Raw genomic sequence first — 21132 nt, forward strand, 5'->3', positions numbered from 1 at the left:
TTTTTTTACGATTTTTTTTAGGAACTGCTAATAAGATAGGAATTCTTGGTTGCAAGCAGAATGACAGTGATATGAGTGTGAATCTTAAATATCCTTACTTTTTCAAATGGGGATTTTGATTCGGTAACGGCACAAAATCAGTTTCTCCGGGAACGGGCTTAAACTTCTGTTCCAACCAGTCTTGTTTAGCTTTTTCAATCAGGTTTTTATCCGACGCAACGAAATTCCAGTAAATAAATCTTTCTTCAGGAAAGGGCTCACCGCCAAAAATGTATACGGTAGTATTTTCCAGCATGGTAAATTCACAAAGTTTGGCGTCGTTGGCAATGAGGATCAACTTAGGTTCGAATAAATGCCCGTCACTTTCAATGCCGCCTTCTAAAATGTATAATGCACTTTCACCAAAAAGATGATCGCCAATATTTAGCTTTTGCCTTTTTGTGCTTTTAATTTCAATAAAATACAGTGGGCAATAAACCGGAACCGGGGATTTTTTACCAAACGCTTCACCGGCAATTAACTTAATATTCACGCCATCTTGCTCCCAGCTAGGTATATCTTTTTCCTCAACATGAAAAAATTCCGGCTCCATTTGCTCCAGTGCTTTTGGTAAGGCTACCCAAATTTGTAAACCATGAAGTATTTTATCAGTATGGCGCAAGTATTCGGGCGTTCTTTCCGAGTGGGCAATTCCACTTCCCGAAGTCATCCAGTTTACTTGCCCAGGTTTAATAATGATGTCGGTTCCTAAGCTATCACGATGTTCAATTTCTCCATCAAAGAGAAAAGTTAAGGTTGATAAACCAATATGTGGATGAGGGGGTACGTCTAAATTCTCATGATCACTCATTGCCGCTGGTCCCATATGATCAATAAATGCAAATGGACCAACCATTCTTTTTTCTCTGAAAGGCAGTAATCTACCCACCATAAAATTGCCAATATTCGCTGGTCTTTCTTCGATAATAATTGAAATGTTCGACATGAGATTTCCTCTTATTTAAAATGTGAATTTAATAAAATTTATTTCAATTAGCTTCGGCACCACATATTAGCGGCTCATTGTTATCTCAGTCGACTTGGAGATATTTAAATGTTCAGTTTTTTGATAAGAGCAATTAAATCGCTTCGCTATTTTGCGCTCGTTAAAAACGAGCGCAGGCAGCAACAAAAACAAATACAAAAAAAGCACCTCATTGCTGAGATGCTTTTGAACTATATATTAAAAAGAAAAATTATACCAACTCCGCTAATGCTTCTTTGCTGAAACCTTTCAGTTCATCCATTTGGTTGTTTTTGATTTTTTGAACCCAGTTTGGATCTGATAATAGAGGACGACCCACAGCGATTAAATCAAAATCTCCACGATCCATTCGGCGTACCAATTCGTCTAATGAACTTGGCTCTGAACTCTGACCTGCGAAAGCACCAAAGAAATCACCGTTTAAGCCAACTGACCCCACAGAAATTGTTGCTTTGCCAGTTATTTTTTTGGCCCAACCCGCAAAGTTCAAATCAGATCCTTCGAATTCTGGTTCCCAAAAACGACGTTGCGAACAGTGGAAGATATCAATTCCGGCATCAACCAATGGCGTTAACCATTGTTCCATTTCCGTTTCGTTTTTAGCAAGTTTAAAATCGTAAGCAGCAGGTTTAAATTGCGATAAGCGAATAATTAAAGCGAAGTCTTCGCCAACACGTTTACGTACCTCTTTAATCACTTCTACACCAAAACGTGTACGCTCAGCCAATGTTTTGCCTCCATAAATGTCTGTACGATTGTTGGTGGCATCCCAAAAAAACTGATCAATTAAATATTGGTGTGCACCATGAATTTCAACCGTATCGAAACCTAAAGCCTTTGCATCTGCTGCAGCCTGACCAAATGCAGCGATGGTATCTGCAATCGCAGCATCAGTCATCGGAACGCCGTTTTCAAATCCCGGACTGTTAAAACTCGAAGGACCTTCGAAAGGTGTGCTTGGCAGCCAGCCAGAAGCATGATTGGCTGAAATGCCCTGATGCCAGATTTGTGGGCCCATCTGGCCGCCGGCACCATGCACATCATTAATCACCTTTTTCCATCCAGCCAGTGCCTGGTCGCCATAAAAATGCGGAATATTCGGATCGGCAGATGAAGAAGGGCGATTAATTACCGTTCCTTCAGATAAAATTAACCCTACTTCGCCTGCGGCTCTTTTTGTGTAATAGTCTGCCACTGCATCTGTCGGAACCCCATCAGGAGAAAACGACCGAGTCATCGGAGCCATTACAATTCTATTTTTTACGTTTAATGTTTTTAAGCTAAATGGCTTAAATAAACTATCTGTGTTCATATTATTCTGTTTTATAATTCTGTATTGATGATTTTACTTAATTTTTCCAGGCCCTCTTTGTTGCGTTTGTAGTAGGTCCATTGCCCTACGCGGGTGGCACAAACCAAATCTGCCCGTTGCAAAATGGAAAGATATTCGGAAATGGTACTTTGAGACAAACCAGCTTTCATTTGAATTTGACCCACACAAACCCCAACGTTTTCAAAATCGGCATTTGGCTGATCAGGAAAGTTTTCTGCCGGTTGTTTTAACCAGTTTAATATTTGTAAGCGTGTTTTATTTGATAAGGCTTTGAAAATCTCTACTTGATCCATGATGCAAATGTATATCGACTTTTCCCGATATACCAATTATACGCTTCAATTTTACAATACTATGTAAAAGTGCCTGATAAGCGTTTGTAAAACGTTTTTTCATAAAATTGATTATTAAATTTTGTTAGGATTTAAGCGAAACTATTTCTTACATTCGTTTAATCATTCTAACCAAATGTCCACTTATCAATCATTAACGGATCATGAACTTTTCGTCCTCATGCAGGATGGAGATAAATGTGCTTTCGAGGAAATCTACGAGCGCTTTAATGGCTTGTTATATATCTACGCTTGCAAAATGGTTCCCGATCGGGAAGATGCTAGGGACATTGTTCAGGAGATTTTTGTTTACCTGTGGAGCAACCCCAACATTCAAATTAAAACTCAGCTTTCCAGTTATTTGTACACTGCAGTGCGTTATAAAATTTTCGATTGGCTGGATAAAAATAAATCCCGGACAAATTATCTACAGTCGTTAGAAGATTTTTCTCAAAAGGGAGATTATGTTACCGATGATTACATCCGGGAAAAAGAATTTGCAGCTTTGATTGAAAAAGAGGTGAGTTTGCTGCCATCGAAAATGCGTGTAATTTTTGAAATGAGTCGCCGGCAGCATTTAACGCAGAAAGAAATTGCCGAAATTCTCCACTTGTCTGATAAAACCGTTAAAAAACAAATGAGCAATGCGCTTAAGGTTTTGCGACTGAAATTAACTTCATTTTTGTTATTGGCCATCATCTTATTAATTAAGTAATTTTTTAAAAAGCAAATTCCTGCTTATCGGTTTCTTTAGTCCCGCTTTTGCTTTAATCTTTTTGTCAAAGTTGGTGCTTCATTAAAATTATTACAACAAAAAGTATGATCGCGACAATCGGGTTTAGGAAACCTGAGTCTGTGCACATCAATTCATTTCTAAACCTGACATGGCGGATACCGGCCCTGCGCTTAAGGCCTGAAGGCGTATGAGCATGTGGCAGGAACAAACATTAAAATGAAATGCAAGCCCTGCTTTTCTGAAAATTAAAAAAAATAAAAATTATTTTCATTTCATCTACTACCTGGGCATTCCTCAGCCTACATGTATTTAATAGCCAAATATTTTGAAATGAATAAAGAGGAAGTTGCAAAACTTTTAGAAAGATACAGCGCCGGGCTTTGTACGAAAGAGGAAATTACTTTGGTAGAATCATGGCACCTGAAAGAGCTTTCAAAACAAAATTCTGACGTTGACCAGGCGGAGTTAACGGATGCCCGTGAAAAAATTTGGTTGGCCATTCAACAAGAGACCAACATTAAAGCTGGAAAAAGTAAGATGCTTTGGCTTAAAATAGCTGCTGCTGCGGTTGTGCTTTTCGTTATCGGAATTGTTATCAAACGCGAAGTTCAAAAAGATGTTCAAAGTGAAAATTTAGTGAATCAAATTCATCAAAAAGTTATTCATCCTGGAGGTAACAAAGCAACTTTAACTTTAGGCGATGGCTCGAAGATTTCACTTACCGATGCCTCAAATGGCGTAATTGCTAAGCAAGCTGGAATAAATATCACTAAAACTAAAAACGGGGAGCTAATTTACACTGTTGCCACTGCATCGGCAGGTAAAAAAGACTTATACAATACCATTGAAACGCCGCGAGGTGGTCAATACCAAATCAATCTTCCTGATGGAACCAAAGTTTGGCTGAATGCAGAATCATCATTAAGATATCCGGCAGCATTTGATCAAACAAAAAGATTGGTAGAACTGAAAGGAGAAGCTTACTTCGAGGTGGCTAAACGTCTGGATAAAAAAGGCAATCGGGTTCCGTTCAAAGTTAAAACAGAATTGGGTGCAGGTCGAAATCAAGAGGTTGAAGTGTTGGGTACGCACTTCAATATTAATGCTTATCGCAATGAACCGAGTAACAAAACAACTTTACTTGAAGGGAGCGTTAGAATTAAAAATTTGCAATCGAACAAAGTAGGGTTACTTAAACCTGGTCAGCAATCTTCAATCAGTTCGTTGTCGCCTTTAGTATTTATTTCTGAGGTGGATGCGGAAGAAGCTGTAGCCTGGAAGGAAGGATTTTTCAGTTTCAATGAAGAAAACTTAGCAACCATTATGAATAAAATTGCCCGTTGGTACGATGTTGAAATTGACTATCGGGGAAATAAAATCAATAAAAATTTCGGTGGGCGGATATCACGGTTCAACAGTGTAAACGAAGTTTTAGACATGCTTCAGACAACAGGAGCTGTACATTTTAAAATTGAAGGAAGGAGGATTTTAGTTATGCCTTAACTCTACTTTCTTCATCTTTTTTGATGATTTATTAGAATATGCCTAACTAAAAAAACCGGAAGCGCGGCAACGCTCCCGGCCATATTTAAGGCTTTATTCTAATCGTAAAATTGTGAGATACAACTATTCCAAACCTAATAACCAAATATATGAATTTTTATACTGAATGGTTGCCCCAACCTAAAGGGCGCCTGTTTAAATTTCTGTTGATTATGAAATTGACTTTTGTCTTGCTAATCACTTCTTTTCTACAGCTCAGTTACGGGGCTGCTAATGCACAAAACGTAACATTATCAGAAAAAAATACGTCACTACTTAAGGTTTTTCGCAAGATCAACAAGGATGTAGGCTATAATTTTCTATATGATCTTGATTTATTAAAAGAAGCAAGACCCGTTACCATCGAAATTAAAAACACAGATATTAAAGAGGCCTTAAAAAGAATATTTAGCGAACAGCCCCTAGGCTATACGATAAAAAATAACACCATTATCATCCATCGTAAAGCCATTGAGGGCATGCCTTTAATCATCCGTTCTTTCGTTGATATCAGAGGGAAAGTGGTAGATGAAAAGGGAGCGCCAATGGCAGGTGCAAGTGTAAAAGTTAAGGGCTCTACTTTAGGAGCAGTAACCGATGAAACCGGTTCATTTACACTAAGAGATGTAACCGAGGGTGCAACTTTAGTGATTTCCTACATCGGCTACGAAAACAAAGAAGTAACTGCGTCAAATGGCCTAACCATCACGTTAAGTCCGCAGGCGGGTTTACTGGCAGATGCAGTGGTAATCGGTTACGGTACGCAAAAGAAAAGTGTGGTAACCGGCGCTATCGCTTCGGTGAAAGCCACTGACTTAAAAGATATGCCTGTAGTGCGAATTGAGCAATCGTTACAAGGACGTGCTTCTGGTGTTACTGTAACTACAAGTTCTGGTCAGCCGGGCGATGGTGGAACCATCCGTATTCGTGGTACTGCTAACATTAACAACGCGAACCCATTATACGTTGTTGATGGTGTAGTGATTTACGGCGGTATTGAGTATTTAAATCAATCAGACATCGAATCGATTGAGGTGTTAAAAGACGCTGCATCGGCCGCCATTTATGGAACCCGGGCTGCTAATGGAGTAATTATTGTTTCTACCAAAAAAGGTTCAAACACAGGCCGGGTGCGTGTGGAGTACAATAATTACATTGGTACACAAGCTCCTACCACCCGTTTAAATTTGTTAAATGCAACACAATATGCTACGATTTATAATGAATCGCAATTGGCGGATGGTGTGACTGCTGTACGTTTCCCTAATCCGGCACAATATGGCGAAGGAACTAATTGGCAGGATGCAGTGTTTAATAATAAGGCAATGATTCAGAACCACGATTTAAACATGAGTGGTGGTAATGATAAATCGATCTATTATGGATCATTCAGTTATTTTGATCAGGATGGTATTGTGGCTACATCCAACTCGAAATTTAAAAGGTTTACCGCCCGATTTAACTTTGAACATAAAATTACCAAAAACATCAAATTTGGAAATTCGATAGGTTATACCAGGATCAATTCTATCGGTGTGAGTACCAATACAGAATATGGTTCGCCATTAAGCAGGGCAATTAACATGGATCCGATTACTCCGGTTGTTGAAATGGACCCGGCTAAATACGGTTTGCCAAAATATTTAAATAACCCTGTGGTTAGAAATGAGGCTGGTTTCCCTTATGGAATTTCTGATTACGCACAATCTGAGGTATTAAATCCGGTTGCTGCTTTACAGGTAGCGCAAGGCAATTCTTGGAGTGATAAAGTGGTAGGAAATGCTTTCGTTGAAGTTGAATTTTTAAAAGGTTTAAAATTAAGAAGTACAGGTGGTGTGGATTTGGCTTTCTGGGGAGGACAATCTTTCCGCCCGATTTACTACCTGAACTCAATTAATCAATCTACTTTAACAGCCTTTACCAGAGATAGCAACAGAGGTTTATTCTGGTCGCTTGAAAATACATTGAGCTATGACAAAACCATAGGTAAACATGTCATCACGGCTTTAGTGGGCTATTCAGCTCAAAAAAATAAAGGCGAAACCAACGGCGGTATCAAAGAAGGTATTCCGGTGGATAACATCAGAGATGCATCATTACAGTTTCCGGTAGCCAGAACCAATTCTGATTTTTATGGTGGGGAATATCAAAATACATTAAACTCTATTTTCGGAAGGATTATTTATAACTATGATGAAAAATACTTATTCACGGGTATCGTTCGTAGAGATGGTTCATCACGTTTTGGTCCGAATAATAAATATGGTTACTTCCCTTCAGGTTCTGCTGGTTGGGTAGCTTCGAGAGAAGATTTCTGGCCGAAAAACAACATTGTTACTTTCTTAAAATTCAGAGGCTCTTACGGTATCAACGGTAACGATGCAATTCCTGATTTCAGTTATTTGGCAACAGTTAGTGGTGGTCGTAATTATTCTTTAGGAACAGCATCTGGCCAGGCTTTAACCAATGGTGTTAGCCCAAATGCACTTTCTAATCCTGATTTAAAATGGGAAGAAAATTCATCGTTTGATTTAGGTTTTGATGCAACTTTATTTCAAGGAATTACTTTATCAACCAGTTATTTCAATAAGAAAACTTATGGTATGTTGTTACAGCAGGTCGTTCCTTCTTATGTAGGTAATTCTGGTCCGTATGCCAATACAGCCGATTTATATAACCGCGGTTTTGAGATCGAACTGGGCTGGAATAAACAGGTTGGTGAGGTGAGTTTCAGGGTAGCAGGTAATGCATCATTCATTAAAAACGAAGTAACCTTATTAGGAGCGGATAAGGATTATTTACCAAGCAGACAAACCATTACACCTCAAAGTTTAGAAGTAACACGTGTGGCGGTTGGACAATCTGTTGATTCGTTCTTCGGCTATCAAACTGCCGGGTTATTTCAAAACCAGGCCGATATCAATAATTATAAAAACAGTGCCGGAGCGTTGATTCAGCCTAACGCAAAACCTGGTGACATTAAATTTTTGGATTTAAATGGCGATGGTTTGATCAGCGATGCTGATAGAACTTTCCTTGGAAGATCAAATCCGAACTTCACTTATGGCTTAACGTTCTCAGCAAAATATAAAGGCTTTGATGTTTCGATTTTCGGTCAGGGCGTTTCAGGTAACATGATTTTTAATGGTTTGAGGAGATTTGATTTAAGTCCATCAAACTACACCACCAATATTTTAAACCGTTGGACTGGGGAAGGAACAAGTAACACTGTTCCTCGTGCTACCTTGGCTGATGAAAATAAAAACTACAGTCGTGTTTCGAGTTTATTTCTGGAGAGCGGCGCTTATTTCAGGTTAAAGAATGTTCAGTTGGGTTATACATTGCCAAAAACGTTGGTTAACAAAGTAGGAATTGATAATCTGAAGTTTTATGTAATGGCCAATAACCTGTTTACTTTAACTAAATATAATGGTTACGATCCTGAAATCGGTGGTGGAAGCTTAGGCGTCGATCGCGGTTTCTATCCACAGGCAAGATCATTCTTTGTAGGTGTTAATGTTGGATTTTAATAATACTCATATGAAAATTAAACATATAAAATATTCGATAGCCGTTTTGGCGATCATGCAGTTAACAGTTTCCTGCAAAAAAGACTTTTTGGAGTTAACACCAAAAGGCACCGCGACAGAAGAAAATTTCTATCGCAACGAAACGGAAGTATATCAGGGTTTAGTTGCTGTTTATGATGTAATGCAATGGGGCACAAGTGGAGGTTACACCATGAAGCAACCTTTGTTAAGTGCAGCGTCTGATGATTGTTGGGCTGGTGGTGGAAACGCTTCCGATCAGCCAGGTTGGGTAGCCTATGATAACTTCAATATGGATTCGAGGTTAGGGCCTCAGGTTGGATTGTGGTCTAAAAACTTTACTGGCGTAAACCGTGCCAATATCATTTTAGAAAAAATTGAGAAAGCAACTACTTTAAGCGCCACCTTTAAATCAAGGGTAACAGCTGAAGCAAAATTTTTAAGGGCTTATTTTTATTTCGATCTGGTTCGTTTTTTCGGTAACGTTCCATTGATTACAAAGCAAATTCCAACAGCCGATTTGTATACGCAAACACAAGCTGCACCTGCCGCAATTTATGCTCAGGTAGAAAAAGATTTAAGAGAAGCCTTTCCTAATTTGCCAGCTACTGTAGCTTCGAATGAAAAAGGTAGAATCTCAAGAGGAACGGCAAAAGCTTTATTAGGCAAGGTTTTACTTTACCAGAATGATAATGGCAAAATTGCTGAGGCCGCAACACTATTTAATGATGTGAATAAAGCCGGCAATGAATACGGTTATGCATTGCTGCCAAACTATGCAGATATTTTCCGTCCGGATAACAAGTTTAACGCAGAAGTTATTTTAGAAATCCCTCATTCTACATTATCTGCGTGGGGAGATTGGGGTTGGGTGAATGGTGGTGAAGGTAATGTTGCACCACAATTTATTGGTATGGATAGCTATAATGGCGATACCTATTCTGCTGGCTGGGGTTTTTGTCCGGTAACATTGGATTTGGTAAACGCCATGAAGGCCGATCCACGTTTTGCTACTTCAATTATAGATGGCGCAGCCTTGAAAGCCGCCGGCGGAACCTACAATGCCCGTTATCAAAACACCGATTATTTCATCAAAAAATATGCACCACTAAAGGCCTATCGCTCAAACAGTGGTGTTGCTGAATTAAACTGGCCGATTGATGAAATTGAAATCCGCCTGGCTGATACCTATTTAATGGAGGCTGAAGCTTTAGTAAGATCAGGTGGAAATGCCACACGAGCCTTGGAATTGTTAACTGCAGTTCGGGCAAGAGTTGGTTTAGCGGCTGTGCCTGCAACACTAGATAATATTTACAACGAGCGCCGTTTAGAGCTTGCGTTTGAAGGCCACCGTTTCTTCGATCTGGTGCGTTCGAATAGGGCAGTCGCCACCTTGGGTTCAGTTGGTTATAAATCTGGTAAAAGTGAATTGTTACCTATTCCACAGCAAGAAATCGACTTAACAAAAGGTGTTATTAAACAAAATCCAGGCTATAATTAATTAGAAGTATCATGAAATTAAATTATATCATTAAACAAACAGCCGGATTTTTATGCCTGCTATTTGTAATAAGCTTCAGCGCTTGCAAAAAAGAAAATACAGATAAGGATTTGGATGCTGCGCCAACAGCAGATCAGGTGAAATTTACAGTTACGCCAACGGCTACAAATGCCAATATTGTTACTTTGGTTAACCAATCACCGGGTTTTAAAGCCATTTGGGATTTTGGCAATGGCGCCACTGCAGATGGCAATACGGTTAGTGCATCTTACCCGCTGGCTGGAACATACAACGTAAAATTAACCATTGTTACTGCTGGTGGTTCTGTATCAAGCACCAAAGCTGTAACCATTGCGGCAACTAATCCTGCCATGTTAACTGATCCGGCTTTTACGACATTATCCGGAGGTTTATCAAATGCAGCGGGCTTTACCTGGGTAATCGATCAGAAGTCTGCCGGTCATTTAGGTGTTGGTCCGGTAACTTCTCAGGGGCCAGATTGGTATCAGGCTGCGGCTGATGAAAAAAATGGTTTGGGATTTTACGATGACGAGATGACCTTTAACATGAATGCGTTAAAATATACCTACGATAATAAAGGAACAACTTTTGCCAATGCGGCGAATGCGCCGGGTATTGGCGGACCAGCAGCATCGAGCGATCCGACCGTAAATTATACACCGCCAACCAATTTAACCTGGTTGGTAACTGAAACCAATGGCGTGAAATACCTGACCATTTCTGGCGGAGGTTTTATCAGCTATTATTTGGGTGTGTCTCAATACCAGATTTTATCGTTAAATGAAAATGAAATGTGGTTGCGTTGCTTGGATAAAGCAAATGCCGGTAATGCCTGGTACTTAAAACTGGTGAAGAAAGGATATGTAAGGCCAGTGGTTCAAAAACCATTGCAGGCGGCCAACCTAAGCGATGATTTTCAAGCTACTGCTAATTTTACCTGGACCGCTGAAAATGTGGATTTTGTAAGACCTTACGATAATCCTGCAAAGTTTCCGGTGAATACCTCAGCAAAAGTGGGCTACTACGAGAAAAGAACCGGTGCCGACGGGCAGTATGGAAACCTAAATGTTACCCTTCCATACCGTTTCAATCTGACGACCACCAACAAAATCAGGCTTAAAGTTTTCTTCCCAAGCGGAAATGATTTTACTAAAACACCTGCAACAGTTTCTGTGAAATTACAAAACTCTTTATTGGGTGGTAATGCATGGCAAACACAAACTGAAATTGTAAAAACACTCACTACAGTTCAGTATAACACCTGGACACAACTCGAATTTAATTTCTCTGGCATCAGTGCACAAACATTGTATGATAAAATTGTGGTTCAGCTTGGTGGCGAAGGTCATCCAAATCCGGGCATCTTTTACATCGATGATTTCGAATTTAAATAGAGTTGCTTTATGATCAGTTTATCCAAAAAAGGATAAGCTGATCGTTTAAAATTTACCTTATGAAAAGATCAATGAATGAATTAATGAAGAGGGGTTTTGCGGCATTGGCAATTGTGATGATTGCATTGAGTTCATGTTCGAAAAAAACAGGAGACGACGGACCAGTTTATGTACCGCCTACTCCCGCTGGTCCGCCGGTTGATAAGGGCTGGACATTTGAAGCTACACCAACCTGGGCTGATGAATTTACGAATACAGGGGCACCATTGAGTAGTAATTGGGATTATGATACCGGTGGAAGTGGCTGGGGCAATAACGAACTGCAGTTTTATACCAATACTACTAACAATGCCCAGGTTGCTAACGGTATTTTAACCATCACGGCTAAGAAAGAAAACATGGGCGGCATGGCTTATACATCTGCCCGTATGGTTACCAGAAATAAACTCGATGCTTTGTATGGCCGTTTCGAAATTAAAGCAAAACTGCCATCGGGAAAAGGTACATGGCCGGCCATTTGGATGTTGCCAACTGATCGTTTTTATGGCGATTGGCCAAAATCAGGAGAGATTGATATTATGGAACACGTGGGTTACGATCAGGATGTGGTTCATTTCACTACGCATACCGAAGCTTACTATTTCAAAATCAATACCCAAAAATCGAGCACAAAAAAAATAGATGGTGTAAGTACAGCATTCCATCTTTATCGTGTGGATTGGACTCCTTATGCGGTACGGGGCTATTTTGATGACGTTAAAGTTTTTGAATTTGCAAATGAAGGAACGGGTTACAAAGTTTGGCCCTTTGACAAACGTTTCCATTTGCTTTTAAACATTGCTGTAGGTGGCGATTGGGGTGGAGCAATGGGAGTTGATACCTCTATCTGGCCGCAAAAAATGGATGTAGATTATGTTCGTTATTATAAAATGATAGATAAGTAATTTGCTGGTTAAGTTTGATTGTTAAAGTCGTTCCATCTGGAACGGCTTTTTTCATTTTCCGACTATTCGAATTTGATGATAAATATTGCCAAAAAAGAACGGGGATAAATCATACCGACCTATCCCCGTCATCTAAATTAACGCTCTCATATATATAAACAACCAAAAAGGTAATTTATTATACAGGGCTGAAAATTTTTTTATTTTTTTGCTGCCGGCTTTTTTGCTGCGGCTTTTGGTTTCTTTTCTACAACTGGTGCTTCTTCATCACTAACTATCTTTTTCTTAGCAGGTGCTTTTGCCTTTTTTACTTCTGCAACAGGTTCCTCAACTGTTTCAGTTTTCTTTTTTGCTGGCGCTTTAGTTTTTTTAGTTTCAGCAGGAACAGCCTCTTCAGCAACTACCTTTTTCTTTGCAGGTGCTTTAGCTTTTTTAGGTGCTTCTGCAGAAGTTTCTACAGCGGCCTCTTTTTTAACTTCAGCTACTTTCGGAGTATCAACATTTTGCAAATAGATGGCTAGAATCTGCTTCAAATAAACTTCGGGCTTTGGCATATTAATCACATGACCAGGCTCTTTATCCTGCGATTGTTTGATGTAAGCTGATTTAATTTTGCCCCAATCTTTCGAATAAAGTCTGATAAACATTTCTACGAATTGCTCGTCTGTATATTTTTTAGGCAACCTACCCAACACTGCCTGAATTTTTTCTTCTTTTTTATGTAATACTGCCATCGCTTCTATTTTCTGCAAAGATAACTGATATTACAGATAATCATGTAAATACAAAATTTAAACTTTACAGACACATAATGGATGCTCGTCTGTGGTTAGATACAGATTTGGAAAGGAAGATGCGAAAGGTTTAAAAACTAGTGCTCAATATCTTCTAAAACCGCTTCGGTTTTTCTGCTGGTCACCAATCTTTCACGATGTTGCATGCCCCAACTCCTCAATTCATTAATCACTTTATCTAATGAGCCACTATATTCTGTCAGTTCGTAAGTTACCGTTACTGGTGTAGTAGAATACACTTTTCTAATCACAAACTCATTCAATTCCAGGTCTTTTAGTTCTTTTGACAGGATTTTGGGCGTAATCTCTCCAAGTGACTTTTGAATTTCATTAAATCGCTTTGGTCCATCTTGCATGGAAATGATTAAGGGTAATTTCCACTTCCCGTTTAAAACATAAAGTGCATCTTTAACTGCATTCAAACTAGCGTTGCAGGTTTCTTTTGTATGATGTTCTCTTCCAAATGCCATGACGTAAAGATAAAGGCTTTCCCAAAGGATACTGCTATCCTTTGGGAAAGTAGTATCTATTTGATAGTTCTGTGATATAAATTTGTATAAAAAAAACAATGAACACAAAAACCATCAAGATTATCTATTGGATTACAACTGGACTCGTTGCGCTAATGATGATTTTCTCCGCTTATTCTTATTTTGTAAATCCTGAAGTTAAACAAGGGTTTCGACACTTAGGCTTTCCTGATTATTTCAGGATTGAGCTTGCTATCGCAAAAATTTTAGGTGCAATACTACTTATTGCCCCGATTAAGACACAGTTTAAAGAGTGGGCTTACGCAGGTTTTGCCTTTACTTTTATTTCTGCTTTCATTGCACATCATGCATCTGGCGATCCGACAAGCAACCAGGTAGGACCAATTATATTTTTGCTCGTTTTGGCCCTATCTTATTTTACTTATCACAAAATTAAAGTAGCTAATTAATATTATGCCCCACTCGAAATCCTTAAAAAATGGATTTCGAGTGGGGCTTCCCGGTCTTCGCTTTGCTACAACTTCAATGAAAAATTGTCGCTAACTCTTGCGATTCCTAACGTCAACCGCATGATGCAATATCTGGTGCCTACTTTTTCTTCCAGCCTTTTTGCATTTTTTTATAAGCTTTTTTGCTAATCTTCGATTTCTTTTTAGAACGAGATTTACCCTTCTTTTTGCGGGCATTGATGTTATTTACCAGCGAGTTTTTAACGCCAAGTTTGTTCTTTTTGCCGCTCTTTTTCTTTTTGTCTTTTTTCTTACTGTCTTTCTTTTTCGCAGTTTTCTTTTTTTCCTTTGCCATTATTTAATTATTAATCAGTTCTGAATAATAACATCAAATATTCGCCAAAGTTCAAAAATTTGCATTTTGTAGTGATTCATTCATTTTATGATCGCAACGCTACCTGATATTTTTTTATTTCCTCCCTCCGTGATGATGAGATAATAATAAATACCAATAGGCATCGGCTTTCCATTTGATGTGCCATCCCAGGGGTTTTTATATCCAATAGCGCTATAAACAACACTTCCGTTTCGGTTAAATACTTTTACCAAATCCATCACCCCAACGCTGCTCACTTTCCAGTAATCGTTAACTCCATCACCATTCGGACTAAAAGAATTCAGCGCAACAATTTCGCAATCATTTCTGATGGAGGTTTTGATCACATTTGAGTAGGCGGTCTGATTTGTTAAACAGTTTCCATTACTTTTGATCATGCAACTTACTTCGTCGGCGTCATTTAAATTATTAAGCGTGATTGATGCGCTGTTTAAATTTAAATCGAGGCCGTTAACAAACCATTCATACGATTCGACAAGATTTGCATTATCTGTTATTGCATTAAAGGTTATAGGTCTGCCGAAACATACTGCTCCTGTGGCCGACGATTCGATACGAACAGCGGAAACTTCATTCTTTAAAATGCTCATTTTAATAACATTCGATATGCCTGAAGCGACGGGAATGCAATAGTCATTGTTGATAATCTGAAGCGTAACCTGATCTTCATCCCTTAATGTTGTGCTTGTAAATGTTGGCGAATTATTCGCATTTTGAACACCATTTACCATCCAGATGTATGTAGGATTACTCCCGATATTATCGGTGGCGGCATTAAAAGTTACGGCGGTGTTCTCGCAAACGGTGCTGGTAATCGTGCGAATTAAAGCATAGGGTAATTGATAGCCGGAAACCACCAGAATTTGTTCTTTAGTTTCAACACCGTTAGTTGCCGTGATGGTGCTGGAACCTGTTCCATTGATATGGATGCGTCCATTTATAATTTCTGCTACCTGTGTATTTGAACTGGTATAAGTAATTGGTAAACCACTGGATGCTCCAGGATCAAAATCCTGATCGCAAGGCGTTTTTGCTGGTAATTCAGGGAAAGCAATACTATTAACAGAAATGACTTGAATTTTTAGAACAGTGCTACTACTGCCAAAAAGGTTATAGGCTGTAATTGTGTAATCTATTAGGGGTGATGTGGTGATTGGTGTGCCTGTAATTATTCCTGTTTTGGCATCAAAGGCAAGTCCTGCAGGCAAATTCTTGTCGATGGTATACCCTGTAAGTGATATTTTTCTAATCAGGTTGTTCTGAAAATCGGTAATAAAAAGATTACCCTGAACATCAAATGCAAGCATAATTGGTCCGTTAAAGCTACTATTGGTGCCGACACCATTCAAATTTCCTGCTGAACCATTTCCCGCCAATGTAGTTACCACACCTGATGGGCTGATTTTACGAATTCGGTTATTCCGGTAATCTGCTATGTATAAATTATCTAAGGGATCTATTGTAATCCCTGTAGGATAATACAACCGGGCATTGGTCCCTGTTCCGTCAGTGCTGCCTGCAGTGCCATTACCTGCGAGGGTAGAAACAACACCTGCAGGTGTAATTTTTCTGATTTTATTATTGCCAGCATCGGCAACATAAATATTGCCTGCACGGTCAACCGCAACGCCAGCAGGATTGTTAAATGTTGCAGATGCCGCATTTCCATCTAAACTGCCTGTAGCACCCGATCCGGCAACAGTGGTTACGAAACCAGTACTCGATATTTTTTTGATTTTATTGTTTTTCTGATCAGCAAGGTACAGGTCTCCAGCCAAGTCAAAATTCAATCCTCCCGGACTGCTAAAATTACCCGAAGCGCCTACGAATACCGAATTTACCCCCGTTGTACTGATCTTGTGAATACTGTGATTGTCAAAATTGGAAATATACGTGTTTCCTGCCGCATCAGCTGTTAATCCGGTTGGCGTACCTACATATCCAATGGTGCTCACCAAACCAGAAGGCGTTATTTTTCTGATAGCACCACTGCCATAGTCACAAACATAAATATTGCTTTGCGCATCCGAGCCAATACCCGACGGCATATTAAATCCAGAGGATAAGCCTGTTCCATTATAAGATGAGGCAGCTCCGCTTCCGGCAAAAGTTGAAACCTGCTGATAAATATTTGCAGGAACCAAACCGCCTGTATTGCTTGGTGCTGTTGAAACAATATTTACACCGGTAAAATAAGTTTGGGGAGAGGTATAACTTATTATTGGCGCTTGGGCCAGCACATTCTCTCCGCCTAAAAGTAGGAGGAAGAATAGTAATCTAAATAATGTTATTTGGTTGTTCACGAGGGCGATTATTCGTAGTTATATAAAACTACACAAAATGTAGATTTTCTTTAAAACTATTTACTGCCCTTGCAACTTATTGTTTACTAATATTCACATGTCTAAAATAATGTGTTGGGTTTACTGTAACGCCATGGCTAAAATGGGGTAAGGTTTGCCTGCTGCATCTTCAGCGAAACGTTCTGATATCGCAAAACCCAAATGTTTATAAAAACCAACGGCTTGCTCATTTTGCTCATTTACATCCACTTTCTTTGCCTGCTTTTCTGTTATCGCAAATTCAATGAATTTTTTTCCAATGCCTTTGCCTCTCTGACCAGGGTGAATGAATAACATCTGTATGGTATCACCTGCTAAACCTAAGAATCCTGCGATGATATTATTTTCCTTAATGGAATATAAATCAACCTGATCAAAGTATTCGTTTAAAATCAATTCTCTGTAGCTCAAAATATCATCCTCATTTAAGAAATCATGTGTTGCTCTAACTGAAGCTTCCCAAACTTGAATAAGTTCCGGATAAGTTTCAGACGTAATTTTTATAATGGCGAATTCTTTCATAGATGAGGTAAATAAACTTAAATCAGGTAAGAGTAAAATTAAATGAATTCAAAACTAACAGCGTATTCAGTTCGCTGATGCTTAGCATCATCCAATTATCTATACATTATTTGAGGTGGGTTTTCGAGTAAAAAAATCTGTATTAACGGTTATTTGAATAAACCCTGCGAATAATAATTTGTTCGGTACGTATTTACATTTCGGGTTAAATACTTTGTAATTGGCGTTAAACTTGCCTCCTGATATTATACAGAATCAATAGCACTCATTTACATGGCTAAACAAATTAAAGCAATTAAGTGTCCGCATTGCGGAAGTATTGGTAAAACGGAAGTCAAAGCCGATCATTTTAAATGCACTAGCTGCAATACAGAATATTATCTGGATAATGATGACATCAATATCAACCATAATATAAATTTCAATTCATCCACACCGTTTTCTGATCCATCTACAGCAAAAAGAATCGGTTTAGTAGTCGGTGGTGTGGTAGTGGTATTCATTCTTTTTACGCTCATTATACCGTCATTATTTAGCAGTAAGAAAAGCTACCCGGCGAAAGAAAATGTAAGAGCGGAATATAGTTGGTATTCTAATGATGTTAGCGCTTATGCCAATAAGGATGGTCGGCCAATCGTCGTGGTTCTGGGCGTAAGAAGGTATTCTGGGGATGATCACGAAAATGAAACAGGTGAATATATAAGTTTTTATGATCTGTTAACAGATAAAGAGCTCAAGACACAAAAAACCGGAACTTTTAGCCTATCGAATGGGAACAATTTTGAATTAAAGCAATTCAGGGATAACTTTTACGGTATAGCGAATAAAGAAAGGGTTTATAAAATTGATAAAGAAAATTTATTGGCAAGTGATGTTACGCAGTCTTTATTTAAGGATCATGCAAAATTGGCTAGTGGAATTGCAAATGCAGCGTTTGCTTATGATAGTTATGGTGAAGCTTTTAATGTAATGAGCAATGAAGGCACAAACGTTTTCTTTTATCCATTGGTAAATAAAATATATACCATGGATGAGGTTTATGTGGAAAAACGCAAGTTAGAAGTTGCGGTGCCTAACGAAGTGTTGCAAACTAGATTTGAGTTCTCCCATAAATCAGATGACTATCCGGAAGAAAAAATCCAGCTTTTTAAATATACCAAGCGTGATACCAAGGGTGGGCCAGATGATAACGTGATACTGGAATGGCAGGAAACTGCTTCAACTCATGAAAAAAATATAACTTTTGGAACCAATATCATGCGTAGTTATGTCGATTTAACGCCTGGAAGATTATATTTTAACCCTAAAGTATTGTACAGTGATGATAACTATGTCATCATTACCTCCAATAAAACTGCAGCAGAATCGGCGCCAACTAACATTCAGTGTATCGATGCCAGAGATGGAAAACTGATATTCACTTATCCTTTTCCTACGAATCAAAATTTTAATGAATGTATCAAATACAAAGATGGATTTGTGGTGGGTTCATATAATTTTTTCCTTGCCATTGGATTGGATGGAAAACTCATTAAAGAATTTAAAATCAAGTAAGTTATGGGAATTATAAAATTTTTTAAAAATCAATTATCTCAAGTTATCGAATGGGATAATCAAAATCCGGAGATTTTGGTTTATAAATTTCCGTCTGCAAATGATGAGCTTAAAAATGCGAGTAAGTTAATTATTGGTCCCGGTCAAGGTGCTCTTCTGGTATATGAAGGAAAATTAACCGACGAAATTACCACTGAAGGAATTTTTGACCTTGAAACAGACAACCATCCATTTATAACCACCTTATTAAAATTACGTACTGCTTTCGAAAGTGAACATAAGCTTAAAGTTTACTTTTACCGCACTTCTGAAAACGTAAACCAGGGTTGGGGAACGGCTCAAGCAATAAAATATGTAGATCCTGTTTATAAAATTCCGGTAGAACTTGGTGCAAATGGTTCATTTTCATTTGCAATTGCTGATGCAAAGCATTTATTTACCAACGTAATCGGTTCTGCCGACAAGTATTTGGTAGCAGATGCAAGACAAATGTTGCAAAGCAGATTTCCGCAGGGGATAGCAGCTACACTTGCCCAAAGTGGTGTTTCTTATCAAAATATTGATGCGCAATTACCTCAGCTATCTCAAATGATCAAAGACCAAATAAATGGTGAGGTAGCCAAACTAGGTTTTATGTTAACTGATTTTAAGCTTAACGGAACTATGTTTGATGAAGGTACCAAAGAGCGAATTGATAGAATAGCCAATATTACTGCTGATAATTTGGCCGCGGGAGAAGGTGGATTAACTTATGTGGAACTTGAAAAATTACGGGCGCTAAGAGATGCCGCCCGAAACGAAGGAGGTTTGGCTGGTGCAGGTTTGCAGTTTGGCGTAGGGATGGAGATTGGAAAAACCTTTGATACCATTAGAAATGATCAGATCGATTCCTCCTCCACAGATCCCGTATTGAAGTTACAGCAACTTAAACTTTTGCTGGATGAAGGCATCATTACGCAAGATGAGTTTGATCAAAAAAAGAAAGATTGGTTAAGTAGATTTTAAAGATTGGTTATGAAAAAGATTATTGGAATTATTATCGTTCTGTTGGTGATTGCCTTTTTAGGTATATTCGGATTACGGATTTGGGGAATAGAAATCGTTAGCCTGCAAACCATATTGAAGAGCAGTGCCACCTTAATTATTTTAGGGGTTGCAATCGTGATTCTTATTATTTGTTATGGATTTTATTTTAAAGATCCTTCAAAAGGATATGACAGATCTGTAGGGAATCGGGCGCATCCCAGAATTGATCAATAAATATTTAAGGTGGATTGCTGTAAATAAAAAAAGCGATTTGAATTGTCAAATCGCTTTTTCGTAGCCCGTAGGGGAATCGAACCCCTGTTTCCAGAATGAAAATCTGGCGTCCTCACCCCTAGACGAACGGGCCATTTTCAATTTTAGAGTTTAGATTTTAGAATTACGATTGTTTCAAATCTAAATTCGTTAATCTACCATCGTCAATCTACTTGGTAGCGGGGACACGACTCGAACGTGCGACCTTCGGGTTATGAGCCCGACGAGCTACCAACTGCTCCACCCCGCACTCTATATCTTCAAAAGATTCTTCGTTTGAAGGAGTGCAAAGGTATATATTATTTTTAGTTTTCAAAAGGCTTCGCCAATATTTTCGGAATATTTAAATTATCTGCTTGATTCTAAGTGAATTATTTTTGGTTCCGCTGATTTTATTATTGGCCTTATAAAACGGGGGAAGATATAGGGGAAGCAAAACTCCCGATAGGCACGATACTAAACGATACCTGTAAACGAAAAAAAGTTGATCTTCAGCGGTATCGCTTCAAATCAACTTTTTGTTATTCCTGTAGCCCGTAGGGGAATCGAACCCCTGTTTCCAGAATGAAAATCTGGCGTCCTCACCCCTAGACGAACGGGCCATTTTCAATTTTAGAGTTTAGATTTTAGAATTACGATTGTTTCAAATCTAAATTCGTAAATCTACCATCGTCAATCTACTTGGTAGCGGGGACACGACTCGAACGTGCGACCTTCGGGTTATGAGCCCGACGAGCTACCAACTGCTCCACCCCGCACTCTATACAACTCGTTTATTAAAATTGAATTAAATCCTTAACTCTGTTTCCGAATTGGAATGCAAAGATATAATTCGTTTCTTTGTACTGCAAATTTTTTTTAAAAAATATTTCAATGGCGCATAAAGCAGGTTTTGTTAGTATAATAGGT

At 38.7% G+C, this 21132-nt stretch carries 18 protein-coding genes and 4 tRNA genes; 10 read left to right on the forward strand and 12 right to left on the reverse strand.

Features of this window, described 5'->3' with window-relative positions:
• Positions 1-94: 94 nt before the first annotated feature.
• The 3 genes from ON09_RS13350 to ON09_RS13360 form a co-directional block, all read right to left on the reverse strand.
• Positions 95-985 carry a pirin family protein gene (locus ON09_RS13350; protein WP_010601572.1) on the reverse strand — a complete coding sequence of 297 codons (891 nt, stop codon included), beginning with the start codon at positions 983-985 and terminating at the stop codon, positions 95-97.
• A 250-nt stretch (positions 986-1235) separates the two neighbouring features.
• Positions 1236-2336: an NADH:flavin oxidoreductase gene (locus tag ON09_RS13355; protein ID WP_010601573.1), complete on the reverse strand. Its 1101-nt coding sequence runs from the start codon at positions 2334-2336 to the stop codon at positions 1236-1238.
• An 11-nt stretch (positions 2337-2347) separates the two neighbouring features.
• On the reverse strand, positions 2348-2650 hold the full coding sequence (locus ON09_RS13360; protein ID WP_010601574.1) for an ArsR/SmtB family transcription factor: 303 nt from the start codon (positions 2648-2650) through the stop codon (positions 2348-2350).
• Positions 2651-2825: 175 nt separating this feature from the next.
• On the opposite strand from ON09_RS13360, the gene ON09_RS13365 reads away from it, so the two are divergent.
• From ON09_RS13365 to ON09_RS13390, 6 genes are all read left to right on the forward strand, one after another.
• A complete protein-coding gene (locus tag ON09_RS13365) occupies positions 2826-3404 on the forward strand; it encodes an RNA polymerase sigma factor (protein ID WP_010601575.1) in 579 nt (192 codons plus the stop codon).
• A 351-nt stretch (positions 3405-3755) separates the two neighbouring features.
• Positions 3756-4928 (forward strand): FecR family protein, encoded by a 1173-nt coding sequence (locus ON09_RS13370; RefSeq protein WP_029204334.1) that lies wholly within the window; start codon positions 3756-3758, stop codon positions 4926-4928.
• 212 nt (positions 4929-5140) lie between these two features.
• Entirely contained in the window at positions 5141-8497 is a 3357-nt protein-coding gene (locus ON09_RS13375) for a TonB-dependent receptor (protein WP_039842414.1), read from the forward strand.
• 10 nt (positions 8498-8507) lie between these two features.
• On the forward strand, positions 8508-10016 hold the full coding sequence (locus tag ON09_RS13380; protein ID WP_029204335.1) for a RagB/SusD family nutrient uptake outer membrane protein: 1509 nt from the start codon (positions 8508-8510) through the stop codon (positions 10014-10016).
• 11 nt (positions 10017-10027) lie between these two features.
• Complete coding sequence (locus ON09_RS13385; protein WP_010601579.1) at positions 10028-11431, forward strand: PKD domain-containing protein; 1404 nt, start codon at positions 10028-10030, stop codon at positions 11429-11431.
• A gap of 59 nt (positions 11432-11490) precedes the next feature.
• Complete coding sequence (locus ON09_RS13390) at positions 11491-12375, forward strand: glycoside hydrolase family 16 protein (protein ID WP_238533678.1); 885 nt, start codon at positions 11491-11493, stop codon at positions 12373-12375.
• A gap of 200 nt (positions 12376-12575) precedes the next feature.
• Here the strand turns inward: ON09_RS13390 and ON09_RS25480 are convergent, their stop codons facing one another.
• Positions 12576-13109 (reverse strand): hypothetical protein, encoded by a 534-nt coding sequence (locus ON09_RS25480; RefSeq protein ID WP_010601581.1) that lies wholly within the window; start codon positions 13107-13109, stop codon positions 12576-12578.
• Positions 13110-13246: 137 nt separating this feature from the next.
• Positions 13247-13639, reverse strand: coding sequence for a winged helix-turn-helix transcriptional regulator (locus ON09_RS13405; protein WP_010601582.1), 393 nt, complete (start codon positions 13637-13639; stop codon positions 13247-13249).
• A gap of 98 nt (positions 13640-13737) precedes the next feature.
• Between ON09_RS13405 and ON09_RS13410 the strand changes: the two genes are divergently transcribed.
• Positions 13738-14109 carry a DoxX family protein gene (locus ON09_RS13410; protein ID WP_010601583.1) on the forward strand — a complete coding sequence of 124 codons (372 nt, stop codon included), beginning with the start codon at positions 13738-13740 and terminating at the stop codon, positions 14107-14109.
• Between the two features lie 139 nt (positions 14110-14248).
• Here ON09_RS13410 and ON09_RS13415 read toward each other — a convergent pair whose 3' ends face one another.
• The 3 genes from ON09_RS13415 to ON09_RS13425 all read right to left on the reverse strand — a co-directional run bounded on the left by ON09_RS13415 (position 14249) and on the right by ON09_RS13425 (position 17370).
• Entirely contained in the window at positions 14249-14464 is a 216-nt protein-coding gene (locus tag ON09_RS13415) for a hypothetical protein (protein WP_010601584.1), read from the reverse strand.
• A gap of 80 nt (positions 14465-14544) precedes the next feature.
• Positions 14545-16809 carry an NHL domain-containing protein gene (locus ON09_RS24275; RefSeq protein WP_010601585.1) on the reverse strand — a complete coding sequence of 755 codons (2265 nt, stop codon included), beginning with the start codon at positions 16807-16809 and terminating at the stop codon, positions 14545-14547.
• Between the two features lie 120 nt (positions 16810-16929).
• A complete protein-coding gene (locus tag ON09_RS13425) occupies positions 16930-17370 on the reverse strand; it encodes a GNAT family N-acetyltransferase (protein WP_010601586.1) in 441 nt (146 codons plus the stop codon).
• 273 nt (positions 17371-17643) lie between these two features.
• Between ON09_RS13425 and ON09_RS13430 the strand changes: the two genes are divergently transcribed.
• The 3 genes from ON09_RS13430 to ON09_RS13440 are packed head-to-tail and all read left to right on the forward strand — an operon-like array spanning position 17644 to position 20184.
• Complete coding sequence (locus ON09_RS13430) at positions 17644-18924, forward strand: hypothetical protein (protein ID WP_010601587.1); 1281 nt, start codon at positions 17644-17646, stop codon at positions 18922-18924.
• Positions 18925-18927: 3 nt separating this feature from the next.
• Entirely contained in the window at positions 18928-19929 is a 1002-nt protein-coding gene (locus ON09_RS13435; RefSeq protein ID WP_010601588.1) for an SPFH domain-containing protein, read from the forward strand.
• A gap of 9 nt (positions 19930-19938) precedes the next feature.
• On the forward strand, positions 19939-20184 hold the full coding sequence (locus ON09_RS13440) for a hypothetical protein (protein ID WP_010601589.1): 246 nt from the start codon (positions 19939-19941) through the stop codon (positions 20182-20184).
• A gap of 61 nt (positions 20185-20245) precedes the next feature.
• On the opposite strand, the gene ON09_RS13445 is transcribed toward ON09_RS13440, so the two are convergent.
• From ON09_RS13445 to ON09_RS13460, 4 genes are all read right to left on the reverse strand, one after another.
• Positions 20246-20317, reverse strand: a tRNA-Glu gene (locus tag ON09_RS13445).
• Positions 20318-20397: 80 nt separating this feature from the next.
• A tRNA-Met gene (locus ON09_RS13450) sits at positions 20398-20473 on the reverse strand.
• 280 nt (positions 20474-20753) lie between these two features.
• Positions 20754-20825 (reverse strand) — tRNA-Glu (locus tag ON09_RS13455).
• A gap of 80 nt (positions 20826-20905) precedes the next feature.
• Positions 20906-20981, reverse strand: a tRNA-Met gene (locus ON09_RS13460).
• Positions 20982-21132: the final 151 nt, after the last annotated feature.

Source organism: Pedobacter agri PB92 (genome assembly GCF_000258495.1).
Lineage (GTDB): Bacteria > Bacteroidota > Bacteroidia > Sphingobacteriales > Sphingobacteriaceae > Pedobacter > Pedobacter agri.

Excerpts from the sequence above, each read along its gene's own strand:
- ON09_RS13350 (WP_010601572.1), bottom strand. The coding sequence starts at position 985 with ATGTCGAACATTTCAATTATTATCGAAGAAAGACCAGCGAATATTGGC.
- ON09_RS13405 (WP_010601582.1), bottom strand. The coding sequence starts at position 13,639 with ATGGCATTTGGAAGAGAACATCATACAAAAGAAACCTGCAACGCTAGT.
- ON09_RS13375 (WP_039842414.1), top strand. The coding sequence starts at position 5,141 with ATGAAATTGACTTTTGTCTTGCTAATCACTTCTTTTCTACAGCTCAGT.
- ON09_RS13360 (WP_010601574.1), bottom strand. The coding sequence starts at position 2,650 with ATGGATCAAGTAGAGATTTTCAAAGCCTTATCAAATAAAACACGCTTA.
- ON09_RS13370 (WP_029204334.1), top strand. The coding sequence starts at position 3,756 with ATGAATAAAGAGGAAGTTGCAAAACTTTTAGAAAGATACAGCGCCGGG.
- ON09_RS13430 (WP_010601587.1), top strand. The coding sequence starts at position 17,644 with ATGGCTAAACAAATTAAAGCAATTAAGTGTCCGCATTGCGGAAGTATT.
- ON09_RS13355 (WP_010601573.1), bottom strand. The coding sequence starts at position 2,336 with ATGAACACAGATAGTTTATTTAAGCCATTTAGCTTAAAAACATTAAAC.
- ON09_RS13380 (WP_029204335.1), top strand. The coding sequence starts at position 8,508 with ATGAAAATTAAACATATAAAATATTCGATAGCCGTTTTGGCGATCATG.
- ON09_RS13385 (WP_010601579.1), top strand. The coding sequence starts at position 10,028 with ATGAAATTAAATTATATCATTAAACAAACAGCCGGATTTTTATGCCTG.
- ON09_RS13415 (WP_010601584.1), bottom strand. The coding sequence starts at position 14,464 with ATGGCAAAGGAAAAAAAGAAAACTGCGAAAAAGAAAGACAGTAAGAAA.
- ON09_RS13390 (WP_238533678.1), top strand. The coding sequence starts at position 11,491 with ATGAAAAGATCAATGAATGAATTAATGAAGAGGGGTTTTGCGGCATTG.
- ON09_RS25480 (WP_010601581.1), bottom strand. The coding sequence starts at position 13,109 with ATGGCAGTATTACATAAAAAAGAAGAAAAAATTCAGGCAGTGTTGGGT.
- ON09_RS13435 (WP_010601588.1), top strand. The coding sequence starts at position 18,928 with ATGGGAATTATAAAATTTTTTAAAAATCAATTATCTCAAGTTATCGAA.
- ON09_RS13440 (WP_010601589.1), top strand. The coding sequence starts at position 19,939 with ATGAAAAAGATTATTGGAATTATTATCGTTCTGTTGGTGATTGCCTTT.
- ON09_RS13410 (WP_010601583.1), top strand. The coding sequence starts at position 13,738 with ATGAACACAAAAACCATCAAGATTATCTATTGGATTACAACTGGACTC.
- ON09_RS13365 (WP_010601575.1), top strand. The coding sequence starts at position 2,826 with ATGTCCACTTATCAATCATTAACGGATCATGAACTTTTCGTCCTCATG.
- ON09_RS13425 (WP_010601586.1), bottom strand. The coding sequence starts at position 17,370 with ATGAAAGAATTCGCCATTATAAAAATTACGTCTGAAACTTATCCGGAA.